Source organism: Pseudarthrobacter sp. MOO13 (assembly GCF_058267655.1).
On record NZ_CM177848.1, the window covers coordinates 1,691,142 to 1,704,011 of the forward strand.

General features: G+C 62.4%; 11 protein-coding genes. All 11 read left to right on the top strand.

Annotated elements, in window-relative coordinates:
• Window positions 1–11 precede the first annotated feature (11 nt).
• On the top strand, window positions 12–1,409 hold the full coding sequence (locus AC4EEO_RS07920; RefSeq protein ID WP_018761539.1) for an NAD(P)/FAD-dependent oxidoreductase: 1,398 nt from the start codon (window positions 12–14) through the stop codon (window positions 1,407–1,409).
• Entirely contained in the window at window positions 1,406–2,137 is a 732-nt protein-coding gene (locus tag AC4EEO_RS07925; protein ID WP_018761538.1) for a DUF1365 domain-containing protein, read from the top strand. Before AC4EEO_RS07920 ends, AC4EEO_RS07925 begins: the two co-directional genes overlap by 4 nt.
• Window positions 2,134–3,507, top strand: coding sequence for a class I SAM-dependent methyltransferase (locus tag AC4EEO_RS07930; protein WP_018761537.1), 1,374 nt, complete (start codon window positions 2,134–2,136; stop codon window positions 3,505–3,507). Before AC4EEO_RS07925 ends, AC4EEO_RS07930 begins: the two co-directional genes overlap by 4 nt.
• The gene (locus AC4EEO_RS07935; protein ID WP_133831649.1) at window positions 3,507–4,745 is read left to right on the top strand and encodes an SAM-dependent methyltransferase; all 1,239 of its coding nucleotides are present in this window, start codon (window positions 3,507–3,509) and stop codon (window positions 4,743–4,745) included. Before AC4EEO_RS07930 ends, AC4EEO_RS07935 begins: the two co-directional genes overlap by 1 nt.
• 377 nt (window positions 4,746–5,122) lie before the next feature.
• A complete protein-coding gene (nrdH, locus tag AC4EEO_RS07940) occupies window positions 5,123–5,368 on the top strand; it encodes a glutaredoxin-like protein NrdH (RefSeq protein ID WP_013601222.1) in 246 nt (81 codons plus the stop codon).
• A gap of 84 nt (window positions 5,369–5,452) precedes the next feature.
• Window positions 5,453–5,923 (top strand): class Ib ribonucleoside-diphosphate reductase assembly flavoprotein NrdI, encoded by a 471-nt coding sequence (gene nrdI, locus AC4EEO_RS07945; protein ID WP_026264518.1) that lies wholly within the window; start codon window positions 5,453–5,455, stop codon window positions 5,921–5,923.
• 20 nt (window positions 5,924–5,943) lie between these two features.
• Window positions 5,944–8,064 carry a class 1b ribonucleoside-diphosphate reductase subunit alpha gene (nrdE, locus tag AC4EEO_RS07950; protein ID WP_109044486.1) on the top strand — a complete coding sequence of 707 codons (2,121 nt, stop codon included), beginning with the start codon at window positions 5,944–5,946 and terminating at the stop codon, window positions 8,062–8,064.
• A gap of 32 nt (window positions 8,065–8,096) precedes the next feature.
• Window positions 8,097–8,888, top strand: coding sequence for an NUMOD3 domain-containing DNA-binding protein (locus AC4EEO_RS07955; protein ID WP_109044487.1), 792 nt, complete (start codon window positions 8,097–8,099; stop codon window positions 8,886–8,888).
• Window positions 8,885–9,859: a class 1b ribonucleoside-diphosphate reductase subunit beta gene (gene nrdF, locus AC4EEO_RS07960; RefSeq protein WP_018761532.1), complete on the top strand. Its 975-nt coding sequence runs from the start codon at window positions 8,885–8,887 to the stop codon at window positions 9,857–9,859. The genes AC4EEO_RS07955 and nrdF overlap by 4 nt, the downstream gene beginning before the upstream one ends.
• A 927-nt stretch (window positions 9,860–10,786) precedes the next feature.
• Window positions 10,787–11,050: a hypothetical protein gene (locus tag AC4EEO_RS07965; protein ID WP_491340212.1), complete on the top strand. Its 264-nt coding sequence runs from the start codon at window positions 10,787–10,789 to the stop codon at window positions 11,048–11,050.
• A gap of 903 nt (window positions 11,051–11,953) precedes the next feature.
• Entirely contained in the window at window positions 11,954–12,502 is a 549-nt protein-coding gene (locus AC4EEO_RS07970) for a mismatch-specific DNA-glycosylase (RefSeq protein WP_491340213.1), read from the top strand.
• Window positions 12,503–12,870 lie beyond the last annotated feature (368 nt).

Sequence of the window (12,870 nt, forward strand, 5' to 3'; positions counted from 1 at the left end):
AGGAGCACGAATTGTCACCTAATCCAGCAGTAGATGCAGGCGGGCGGCGGCGCATCGCCGTCATCGGCAGCGGCGTGGCCGGACTTACGGCCGCCTACGTGCTGAACCGGCAGGACAACGTCACCTTGTTCGAGGCAGATTCACGCCTGGGCGGCCATGCCCACACCCACGACATGCCCCAGCCGGACGGCAGCGCCATCGGCGTCGATACTGGTTTCATTGTTCACAATGAACGGACCTATCCCACGCTGCTGCGCTTGTTCGCCGAACTGGGCGTGGAAACCCAGGACTCGGAGATGAGCATGTCCATCCGCTGTGACGGCTGCGGACTCGAATATGCCGGCGCCCGGGACGGTGCACGCGGCATCATCGCCAAACCGTCGAGCCTGCTGCGCGGCCGCTACCTGCTGATGCTCCTGGAGGTCACCCGCTTCTACCGGAAGGCGCGCGAACTGCTCAGGACCGCGCCGCCGTCGGCCGTCAGCGGCGGGGTGGACGTTCCCGACCTGACGCTCGGCGCCTTCCTGGAGCGGGAGAAATTCAGCCCCTACTTCATCTCGCACTTCATGACCCCGGTAGTGAGCGCCGTCTGGTCCTGCGACCCCACTACCGCATTGTCCTACCCTGCGCGGTACCTCTTCACGTTCCTCGGCCACCACGGGATGCTGGGCATCAAAGGCTCACCGCAGTGGCGCACCGTCACCGGCGGCTCCGCCCGCTACGTCGAAAAGCTGGCTGCGGCCCTTCCCGATGTCCGGTTGGAAACCCCGGTCACTGCCCTTCGGCGGACCCCTGACGGTGTGGAACTGGCAACTGCCGCTGGGCTGGAAGCCTTCGACGCCGTCGTCATCGCCACCCACCCGGCGCAGGCACTGGGGTTCCTGGCCGACGCCACGCCTGCGGAGAAGGAAGCGCTCGGCGGCATGCCGTACTCGGTCAACCACACCGTCTTCCACCGGGACCCCGCAGTCCTGCCCGCGGCGGAGAATGCCAGGGCTTCATGGAACTACCGGCTTCCCGGCTGCGACGCCCGACCGGACAAAGTCCTGGTCAGCTACGACCTGACGCGCCTGCAGCGGCTTGAACCGGCCGACGGCAGGCCGTACCTGGTCAGTCTTGGCGAGTCCGAACTGATTGCCGACGTCGCCGTCCTGGACAGGATGGTCTACGAGCACCCGCAGTACACCCCCGAGTCCCTGCAGGCCCAGCAGGCCATCAAGGCTCTCAGCAACGACCGGATCGCCTATGCCGGGGCCTATCTTGGCTGGGGCTTCCACGAAGACGGCGCCCTCTCCGGGGTCCGTGCCGCGGAGCAGCTCGGCCGCACCTGGCCGGTGGCCAGGGCCGATGACGGCGGAAACTCCTCCGGCGAGGGGGAGCGGGAACTGCTTGCCGCGGAACCGGCGTGACCATGGGTGCCGCCATCTACCGCACCGCCATCGCGCATGTGCGGCAGACTCCGCTGAAGAACGCGTTCACCTACCGCAGCTACAGCTGGTTCGTGGACGTGGATGACCTGCCACGCCTGCCCCGCCTGCTCCGGCCACTGGCGGAATTCCGCGCGGGAGACCATCTGGGCGATCCCGGGGCCAGCTTCAGGGCCAACGTGGAGCGTTACCTGCGGACGCAGGGAATCGAGCCCGACGGCGGCCCCATCCACATGCTGACCAGTGCCAGGGTTTTTGGCTACGTCTTCAACCCGCTGACGCTTTTCTGGTGCTACGGCACCAACGGAGAGCTCCGGTGCGTGGTGGCCGAGGTCCACAACACCTACGGCGAACGGCACTGCTACCTGCTCCGGACAGACCCCTCGGGACGCGCGTCAGTGCCGAAGGCTTTCTACGTTTCACCCTTTAACGACGTTGACGGCGAATACCGGATGAAGCTACCCGCCCCCGGAGAGCGGCTGGCGGTGTCAATCGTCCTGGAACGCGAAGGGCACCGACCCTTCGTGGCAACCATGGACGGCAGGCGTAAACCGGCCACCATCCGGAACATCCTCGCGGCAGCCGTTGCAGTGCCTGCCGCGCCGATGCTGGTATCCGCACTTATCCGGCTCCAGGGCGTTAAGCTCTGGGCAAGACGCCTGCCCGTCGTCGCCAGACCACATCACCCCCCACAGGAGGCAGTTCAATGACAATGACGGACGATAACGGCACCGCCTCGGCTGAGCGGCCGGCGGACCATCACGGTTCCGCCGCACCGTACACCGTGCCGCGGCCACCCGCGTCCATCGATGCGGGCATCTGGCCGGGAATCGCCGCCGTGCCTTCGGGTTTCAAGGCGAACGGTGCAGCGCGGATTGCGGACGGGATCTTCAAGGCCGCGGTGCGGCGCCTTCCGCTCGAGGTGCGCTACCCCGATGGCCAGGTGCTGGGTTCTGCCCCGGCCGGCTCGGGCGCACCCGTCATGACCATCCACCGGCCCGCGCAGTTTGCCCTGCGGCTGGGCGACGGGGGCTTGATCGGCCTGGGCGAGTCCTACATGGCCGGCGACTGGGATGCGGACAACCTGACAGCAGTGCTGGAGGTCTTCGCGGAGCGGGCGGGCACCCTGATACCGGCTCCGCTGCAGAAACTGCGGTCCATTTTCCTGCCGCGCCAGCCGCGGACGGAACGCAACTCCCTGAAGAACACCCGCTCCAATATCTCCCGTCACTACGACCTCTCCAACGAACTGTTCGCCACGTTCCTCGACGAGACCATGTCCTACTCCAGCGCGCTCTTCCCTGCATCGGGAAGCGCCGTGAAGGACATGCCGTGGGAGGGCTTCGCCGCCGCCCAGCAGGCGAAGATCGACCGACTGCTGGACAAGGCCGGCGTCGGACCCGGAACCCGGGTGCTTGAGATCGGCACCGGGTGGGGCGAACTGGCGCTGCGTGCAGCCGCCCGCGGCGCCACCGTCTACTCGGTCACGTTGTCCAGCGAGCAGCAGGCGCTGGCCCGGAAACGGGTGGCGGAGGCAGGCTACGCGGACCAGGTGACCATTGAGCTGAAGGATTACCGTGCCGTGGAGGGCGAATACGACGCCGTCGTTTCGGTCGAGATGATCGAGGCCGTCGGTTACGAATATTGGGCCACGTACTTCCAAACCATCGAGCGTGTCCTTGCCCCCGGCGGAAAGGTGGCCATCCAGGCCATCACCATCGCGCATGACCGGCTCCTGGCCACCCGGACCGGATACACCTGGGTGCACAAATACATCTTCCCGGGCGGCGTGATTCCGTCGGTGCGGGCCATCGAGGAAGTCACAGAGAAGCGGACCGGACTGCAGGTGCGTGAACGCCTTGCCTTCGGCGAACACTACGCCGAGACGCTGCGCCTCTGGGAGGAACGGTTCATGGCGCGGAAGGACGAGGTTGCTGAACTCGGCTTCGACGCCGTCTTCCAGCGGATGTGGCTCTTCTACCTTTGCTATTCAAGGGCCGGTTTTGCCTCGGGCTACCTGAACGTCCAGCAAATTGTGCTGGACCGGAGGAAGAACGCTGCCGTCAACGGAGGCCGCTGATGACCGCTGCACTTGCCGAAACGATCGCAGAGGTGCTGCGGCCCGTGGTGGGCGGGGACCTGCCTGTCCGCCTGAAGGCCTGGGACGGTTCGGAAGCGGGGCCGGTGGACGCCCCGGTGGTCCTGCTCAACAGCCCGGACGCCATCCGCCGGTTGCTGTGGAACCCCGGCGAACTTGGCGCCGCACAGGCTTACGTCACGGGTGAACTGGACATTGACGGTGACCTCAATTCGGCGCTGCAGCAGCTGTGGGAAGTGGTCCGGCAGCGCCGGTTGTCCGGCATCCGCCTTACGCCCGGAGTCATCGCCGGCATCGGCAGGATCGCCCGCTCGGCCGGGGCCCTGGGGACACCGCCGGCGCCCCCGGCAACACAGGCCAAGGTCCGGGGACGGCTGCACAGCCTGATCCGTGACCGCGCCGCGATCAGCCACCACTACGATCTCAGCAACGACTTCTACGGCCTGATCCTGGACCCGCAGATGGCCTACTCCAGCGGTTACTGGACGGAAGCTCCCGGTCCAGGCTACGGCGTCGAGGATGCCCAGCGCGACAAGCTGGACCTGGTGTGCCGCAAGATCGGGCTGGAACCTGGTATGCGCCTGCTGGACGTTGGCTGTGGATGGGGTTCCCTCAGCCTGCATGCCGCGCGGCAGTATGGAGCCAAGGTAGTTGGTGTCACTCTCTCCGTGGAACAGAAAGCATTCATCGACGCCCGGATCAACGAGTACGGCCTGGCGGACCAGGTGGAGATCCGGGTACAGGATTACCGCGAGATCCCGGACGGGCCATTCGACGCCGTTGCCTCCTTGGAGATGGGCGAACATGTGGGGCAGAAGAACTATCCCGTCTACGCCCAGGCCTTGTTCGACAACCTGGCGCCGGGCGGGAAAGTGCTGGTACAGCAGATGTCCCGGCGCGGCCGCCACCCCGGCGGCGGTCCGTTCATCGAATCATTCATCGCGCCGGACATGCACATGCGCCCGGTGGGGGAGACGTTGAACTTCCTCGAGGGCGCAGGGTTCGAGGTGGAGGGGGTCGAGGGCATGCGCAGGCACTACGTCCGCACCCTTGACGCCTGGTACGCGACGTTCGAGCAAAACCTGGACCGGGCCCGGGAAATGATGGGCCCGGAAGTGGTCCGTGTCTGGCGGCTGTACCTGGTGGGGGCCCTCCGCAGCTTTGCCGAAGGCCGGATGGGCGTAGAGCAGATCCTCTGCAGCAGGCCCGCCCCGCTGTAGCGGCGCCCGCCGCTTCCACCGGCACCAGGCGGCCGGTGCGATTGGTCACCCCAAGGGGTTCCGAAGGTCACTTCGGGACCCCTTTTCCGTGCCCGGAAGCCCTGTGGACAACGCCGCGACACGCCGTCGATTTCGCGACACGCTGGCCGTTAATTGTGGCTAAGTACTCCACAGGGTGTGGACGGACCTTCCAAAAATCCCGGGATCCCGGCCATTTTATGGGCCCCTGCCTGTGGATTAACGGTGCATTAAATGACATACTTGTAATACATCATCTTGGGGTCCAAAAGAGGCGCCTGCACTACATGTAGTATCTACATACGGCTTGGACGGGGACACCGCACCAGCAAGAGATTTCAACTAAGGGGACAGCGACAATGACCGTAACGGTTTACACGAAGCCTGCGTGTGTTCAGTGCAACGCCACCTACCGTGCGCTCGACAAAAAGGGCATCACCTACCAGAGCGTCGACATCTCCCAGGACGCCGAGGCGCTGGAGCGCCTGAAGGCACTGGGCTACATGCAGGCTCCCGTTGTGGTCACCGACCAGGATCACTGGTCAGGCTTCCGCCCGGACAAGATTGAGGAACTGGCACTGTCCGCCGTTTCCTCCGTAGCCTAAGGTTTCCGCTTTTCCCGACAGCAACAAGCTGAGGTGACGTCCATGGTGGCACCCACAGCACAGCGTGACCATGCGGCTCAGCGCATGGAGGCGTCCGCATTGGCCGGTGCACAGGCTGATGCAGGGCCGGTCAGTACCGGCAGCCAGCTCATCTACTTTTCCTCCGCATCCGAGAACACCAGCCGCTTCGTCAGGAAGCTAGGCCGTGAGGTGGCCCGGATCCCGCTCTACGCGAAGGACGCACCCCTCCTCGCCACCCGGCCGTTCGTGCTGGTGGTGCCTACTTACGGTGGCACCGGGGGAGAGGGGTCCGTTCCGAAGCAGGTCATCCGGTTCCTCAACAACCCGCAGAACAGGCAACTGCTCCGCGGCGTGATTGGTGCCGGCAACACGAACTTCGGGGACAACTACTGCATGGCCGGTGACATCATCGCCGCCAAGTGCAAAGTACCCCACCTTTATCGATTCGAACTTATGGGAACGCCGGAAGACGTCACCCGGGTCAACCAAGGATTGGACACGTTTTGGACACGACTGTCGCAGACACAGAAGTAACCAGGGCCGGGAAGCCCGAGATGCCGGCCGCCTACAAGGGCCTGGGCTACCACGAGCTGAACGCCATGCTGAACCTCTACGGTCCCAGCGGCGAAATCCAGTTTGAGGCGGACCGCGAGGCCGCCCACCAGTACTTCCTGCAGCACGTGAACAACAACACCGTGTTCTTCCATGACCTGGAGGAGAAGCTCGACTACCTGGTGAAGAACCAGTACTACGAGCGCGAAACGCTGGACCAGTACACGATGAACTTCATCCGCGAACTGTTCAACCGTGCCTACAAGAAGAAGTTCCGCTTCGAAACCTTCCTCGGTGCCTTCAAGTTCTACACCTCGTACACGCTGAAGACCTTTGACGGCAAGCGTTTCCTGGAGCGCTACGAGGACCGTGTGTGCATGGTTGCCTTGCACCTGGCCCGCGGCAACGAGCAGCTCGCCCTGCAGATGGTGGACGAGATCATCGAGGGCCGCTTCCAGCCGGCCACCCCCACCTTCCTGAACGCCGGCAAGAAGCAGCGCGGCGAGCTGGTCTCCTGCTTCCTGCTCCGCATCGAAGACAACATGGAGTCGATCGGCCGCTCCATCAACTCCGCGCTGCAGCTGTCCAAGCGCGGCGGCGGCGTGGCCTTCGCCCTGACCAACATCCGCGAGGTGGGCGCGCCCATCAAGCAGATCGAGAACCAGTCCTCCGGCGTCATCCCCGTGATGAAGCTCCTCGAAGACAGCTTCTCCTACGCCAACCAGCTCGGAGCCCGCCAGGGCGCCGGTGCCGTATACCTGCACGCCCACCACCCGGATATCTACCGCTTCCTGGACACCAAGCGGGAGAACGCGGACGAGAAGATCCGAATCAAGACCCTCTCCCTGGGCGTCGTCATCCCGGACATCACGTTCGAGCTGGCCAAGAAGGACGAGGACATGTACCTGTTCTCGCCGTACGACGTCGAACGCGTCTACGGCATGCCGTTCTCCGACGTCTCGGTCACCGAAAAGTACTACGAGATGGTGGACGATTCCCGGATCAAGAAGACCAAGATCAAGGCGCGCGAGTTCTTCCAGACCCTCGCCGAAATCCAGTTCGAGTCCGGCTACCCGTACATCATGTTCGAAGACACCGTGAACCGGGCCAACCCGATCGACGGCAAGATCATCATGTCCAACCTGTGCTCGGAGATCCTCCAGGTCTCCCAGCCCACCACGTACAACGATGACCTGTCCTACGCCGACACCGGCAAGGACATCTCCTGCAACCTGGGCTCGCTGAACATCGCCAAGACCATGGACTCGCCGGACTTCGGCCTCACCATCGAGACTGCGATCCGCTCGCTGTCCGCCGTCTCCGACATGTCCAACATCACCTCGGTGCCGTCCATCGCCAAGGGCAACGACCAGAGCCACGCCATCGGCCTGGGCCAAATGAACCTGCACGGCTACCTGGCGCGGGAGCGGGTCCACTACGGCTCCGAAGAGGGCCTGGACTTCACCAACATCTACTTCTACTCGGTGGTGTACCACGCGGTGCGCGCCTCCAACCTGCTGGCCATCGAAACCGGCCAGACGTTTGGCGGCTTCGAGAAGTCCAAATACGCCTCGGGGGAGTTCTTCGATAAGTACACGGAGCAGGAATGGGTTCCGCAGACCGAGAAGGTCCGCGAGCTCTTCAAGAACGTGCACATCCCCACGCAGGCTGACTGGCGCGAGCTGAAGGCTTCGGTCATGGAGCACGGCATCTACAACCAGAACCTGCAGGCCGTGCCGCCCACCGGCTCGATCTCCTACATCAACAACTCCACCTCCTCCATCCACCCGGTGGCGTCCAAGATCGAGATCCGCAAGGAAGGCAAGCTGGGCCGCGTGTACTACCCGGCGCCGTACCTGACGAACGACAACCTGGAGTACTACCAGGACGCGTACGAGATCGGCTACGAAAAGGTCATCGACACCTACGCCGCCGCGACCCAGCACGTGGACCAGGGCCTGTCCCTGACGCTGTTCTTCAAGGACACCGCCACCACGCGCGACATCAACAAGGCCCAGATCTACGCCTGGAAGAAGGGCATCAAGACGATCTACTACATCCGTCTCCGCCAGCTCGCGCTGGAAGGGACCGAGGTGGAAAATTGCGTTTCCTGCATGCTGTAACCAGAATCGGTTGAGTTCTGCTTAGGAGAGAGATGGAAACGACGACGGCGGCGGGCGGCTTGGTCTACGGCATCCGGCTTCGGCGGGAGGTCGAGTACCGCTACGTCGGTATCACCACCAAGACGGCCAGTCGTCGTTTCCATCAACACCTCCGGGCAGCAGCGGAGGGCCGAAAAACGCCGTTCTACGATTGGGTCCGCAAGCACGATCCCGCCGACCTGATCGCGGACGAACTGGATTGGATCGAGGGCTTGCAGGATCTGGGCCGGGCCGAGATGGAGTGGATCAGCTTCCTGCGCCGCGAGGGTGATCGCCTGCTGAATCTTTCCGATGGCGGACTTGGTCCCACGGGCGTCATCTGGACGGACGAGATGCGGGCGGCAGCCAGTGTACGTGGTACCGGGCGTAAGGGGTCGAGCCGGCCGGGTGCAGCGAACCCCTTCTACGGCGGAAAGCACAGCGTGGAGCAGCGCAGCAAGTGGTCACAGGACCGCAAAGGTACGAATTCCGGGACCGCTAACCCGAATTACGGCAGGTTCGGGCCGGACCATCCAGGGTTCGGACGCACTGTCGGCGAAGAAGCCCGAAGGGCACTTTCTGAAGCCAGGAAGGGCGCCGGGAATCCGAACTTCGGGAAGAAGGCCAGCGAGGAAACCCGTGCGAAAATGTCAGCGGTTCGGAAGGGCCGTCCAATGCCTTCCAGCCAGCGCAGCGCACACACTAGACATCACACCAACAAAGGCATCGAGAAAGCCGACTGCAAGTATTGCGTCGAGGACTCAGCCAAACCAAGTCTCTCTTCAGAAAGCGAGTCGGAGTCATGACCGAAAAAGTGAAGCTTCTCAGTCACGTCGAGGCCATCAACTGGAACCGCATCCAGGACGACAAGGACGTGGACGTCTGGAACCGCCTGGTGAACAACTTCTGGCTGCCGGAGAAGGTGCCGCTGTCCAACGACGTCCAGTCCTGGAACACGCTGACGCCGGCCGAGCAGCAGCTCACCATGCGCGTGTTCACCGGCCTGACCCTGCTGGACACCATCCAGGGCACCGTTGGTGCTGTCTCCCTGATCCCGGACGCGCTGACTCCGCACGAGGAAGCCGTGTACACGAACATCGCGTTCATGGAGTCCGTGCACGCCAAGAGCTACTCCTCCATCTTCTCCACCCTGGCCTCCACCAAGGAGATTGACGAGGCGTTCCGGTGGTCCACGGAGAACGAGAACCTTCAGAAGAAGGCCCAGATCGTCATGGACTACTACCAGGGCGACGATCCCCTGAAGCGGAAGGTGGCCTCCACGCTGCTGGAGAGCTTCCTGTTCTACTCGGGCTTCTACCTGCCCATGTACTGGTCTTCGCGGGCCAAGCTGACGAACACGGCTGACCTGATCCGCCTGATCATCCGCGACGAAGCCGTGCATGGCTACTACATCGGCTACAAGTTCCAGAAGGGCCTGGAGAAGGTTTCCGAGGAGAAGCGCCAGGAAATCAAGGACTACACCTTCGAACTGCTCTTCGAGCTGTACGAGAACGAGGTCCAGTACACGCACGACCTGTACGACGGCGTGGGCCTGGCCGAGGACGTCAAGAAGTTCCTGCACTACAACGCCAACAAGGCCCTGATGAACCTGGGCTACGAGGCGATGTTCCCCGCTTCCGTCACCGACGTAAACCCGGCCATCCTGTCGGCGCTGTCCCCGAACGCGGACGAGAACCACGACTTCTTCTCCGGATCCGGTTCGTCCTACGTGATCGGCAAGGCTGTCAATACTGAGGATGAGGACTGGGACTTCTAAATCGGTGTGAGAGGTAGACCTAAGTGGCAGAACTCACCCTTATTTGGAAGACGCGAAGTGACGAGTTGGAAGTCTTCCATTTAGGTGCAATTTTTGCTCCTCCCTGCCTACGCTGCCCACGTTTCGGCGGAGTTGATCGGTCGTTGTAACTCCCAAAACGGCTGGTGTTGCAACGACCGTTGCGACGCAACCTTTCCACCCACGTCGGCCGGCGGGACATTACCTTTTGCCCCCGTAACCTTGAATGGACAGAGATTCGCATCTGACGGCCGATGCCGTAGCAAGGCATGCCAGTAGATGCACGCCCAAGGATTTCAGTGGGCGCCGTGTTTGGTTTCGAGAATCCGGACCGAGTGGCCCAAGGCGTCTTCGGCGCCGCCCTCCGCGTGCAAGACGACATTGTCTCCGTGGGTGGGCACTCAAGCCAAAGGCGACATCACGTACCCGGCGTCCATCGCTTCTTCGGCCGGATCGCCCTAGGAGCGATGATGATGTCCAGGTCAATGTATTCGGCGGCGGCGGCAATAGCGGCGGTGCGCTCGTTCATGGTGTCGATCCGTTCGATGGTTCGTGCGCTCCTCCGGACGGGTGAACTCCGCGGGATCCAGATCGGCGGCCGAGGTATCTGGCGCGTGTCCACGACTGACATCGAGGAATACATCAGCCAGGCATATAAAACCACGGCCGAGAGGATCGCTGGGGGGAAATCCCTGAGGAAGAAACCGAAGGCAACTAATTTGCTATCAGCTTGCCGTGCCGCATCCCTTGCTGCACTCGGCAGTTTTGGTCGTGATCACGAGGTGGGAACAGAAGCTCTCTCGGGGGGTGAAACCGGGATGGTCTGTCGGGCCTCGTTCCTCCAATGAACATTGGTAGTTTTGCTGGGTTGGGGGGCGCACTCGTGCCGCCTTTGAAGAAGGAGATGACGTGGCAGTATCAGTTGTTTTTGATGGCGGAGATAAGACCTACGAGGATGGCGGGTCGAAGGAGTACCACTATCTCGTATCGGGCGGGGTTCTCAGCATTGTGGAGAAAGACGGAGATGACTGGCGAGTAGTACGTGAGTACTCACCCAATGGCTGGAACTACGTTGACGGCACCCGGAGGACCATCCCGTTGGGTGAAATTCCGGGCTCTGATGGGAAGAGCCAGGAGCCGGCGTCTCGTTTCGGCAGGTACCAGAGGGGCTAATCGACGGTCAGTGACGTCCGGTAGCTGAGGCTTCCACTCGTTGCCTGCGCGCCAGGCTTTGAACTCTGACTGCGTGGCGCGCAGCTTCGCTGGGATCTGTGCAGCGTTGTTCCCGTCCTACTCGTCACTGCCTGCAAACCCTAAAGCCCGTACCTTTTATTTCGCTGCCGTCCCTTCCAACTGGTGGGCGGAGGCTCCGGCGTCCGGTTGACGAGCCTTGCCGGATAGCGGCGACTTCCTCTGGCCCGAACTTGGCTTGCTTAGAGGTCGATAAAAGCCGGACTTGTCCAAGCCCGCGGGTTGCAGGTCGGACGCATCCGGCAAGAGGCCCCAGCCCGCCTCATTCTCCCAGGGACTCCTGTCGTCCTGCATCGGTCACGCGCTCTGCCACACATCGTCGTGATGTCGCTGTTTCGGTCGTACCGATCTATCTGCCCTACTTCAACTTGGGCGTCGTCGTTTTTCGTACTAGTCCCGCGTGTTTGTCCAGTGCGGCCGGAGATTAACAATTCCGCTTTTAAATTCTCCAATTCTTAACAGTTGTTAATTTCGAAGCAAACGCGCCTTGGGACCTTCGCTGTAACCTGAGTAGCTTGGTTTTTTCCTTTCCGCCCCCAGCCGTCGACGGGGGGTAGCTCCCGGTAGCCGGAAGACTTCTCGTCGCCCCCCGCTGGTTAGACGGCAACGTGGTTGAGTTTAGGTTTGCGCTCTAACCACTGGTAACGATGGCGGTGAAAGAGCCGTCAAGGTTGGGCTCGGTCTCGCTGTGCTGACTGAAGTTGCCAATTACGTCTGCAGCCCCGCCCTTCACCCGGAAGCGGTAGAAGGCGAGGACATGTGATAGAACGTCCAGCACGGCCTCGCTTGCTCGCGAGGGCGATGGTGCATCCTGAAGGAGGCAGTGTGGCGGGGGAGAAGCTTCCGGACATCATGGGCCCTGATCTTGACGTTGTCTTCGTTGGCACGTCCGCGGGGAAGAGGAGCGCCGAAGCCGGGCATTACTACAGCAACGGCGGCAACCGGTTTTACCGCTGGCTGCACGAGACCGGGTTCACCCCAAATCTGCTGAAGCCGACCGACGACCACCTACTGCCTGTCTTTGGGATCGGTCTGACCGACCTCAGCAAGACCTATGCCGGCATGGATGGGAGCGAGGAGCAAAGTGGCAGCTTTGATTGTCAGAGCCTGCTTGACCGTCTGACACCCCTCCGGCCCAAAGTCGTAGCTTTCACCGGGAAGCTTGCTGTGGGAGCATTCTTCGGTCCATTCATCGGGCATTACGGCGATGTCTACTTCGGCCCCCAGGATTGGGCAGTGGGCGAAAGCCTCGTGTTTGTCCTGCCGTCAACTTCCTCAGCCAGCCCCGCTACGAGGCCCCTCAAGGGAGTGGATGGGGTCGAGCGGCTGCCTGTCGATTACTGGCATGAGCTGGCGGCCTTTCTGGACCGCTAACGCCGCGAACCGATCCCGGAGTGGGTCATGCAATTGACGGATAGCTGGTCAAGATGGAAGTCCGCGATCTCCATGGGAAGGCTTCTTCACCGACGTGATCGAGGACTACCGTGAGGTGGTCGACGGCGCGTGCACCAGGAAGACTAAGACCAATGCCGCGAGTTCTTCCTGACCCTGGCAGCAGCTTATCGGACTCTCCCGTTAAAGCGATCCCGAGCCGGACGGTTCCCGCAGCATCGAGTGTTCGTCTTTGTGCTGATCGGGGGACTGCTGAAGGTTTGATTGGCACTCTGCCTGAGAGGATTTGATCCGTGCGGGTGAAAGGATGTTCGTCATGCCCAAAGCCTTTCCCGAAGAGTTTCGGCGAA

Coding starts and splice junctions, on each gene's coding strand:
- AC4EEO_RS07935 (WP_133831649.1), top strand. CDS start 3,507: ATGACCGCTGCACTTGCCGAAACGATCGCAGAGGTGCTGCGGCCCGTG.
- nrdI (WP_026264518.1), top strand. CDS start 5,453: ATGGAGGCGTCCGCATTGGCCGGTGCACAGGCTGATGCAGGGCCGGTC.
- AC4EEO_RS07955 (WP_109044487.1), top strand. CDS start 8,097: ATGGAAACGACGACGGCGGCGGGCGGCTTGGTCTACGGCATCCGGCTT.
- nrdF (WP_018761532.1), top strand. CDS start 8,885: ATGACCGAAAAAGTGAAGCTTCTCAGTCACGTCGAGGCCATCAACTGG.
- nrdH (WP_013601222.1), top strand. CDS start 5,123: ATGACCGTAACGGTTTACACGAAGCCTGCGTGTGTTCAGTGCAACGCC.
- AC4EEO_RS07930 (WP_018761537.1), top strand. CDS start 2,134: ATGACAATGACGGACGATAACGGCACCGCCTCGGCTGAGCGGCCGGCG.
- nrdE (WP_109044486.1), top strand. CDS start 5,944: ATGCCGGCCGCCTACAAGGGCCTGGGCTACCACGAGCTGAACGCCATG.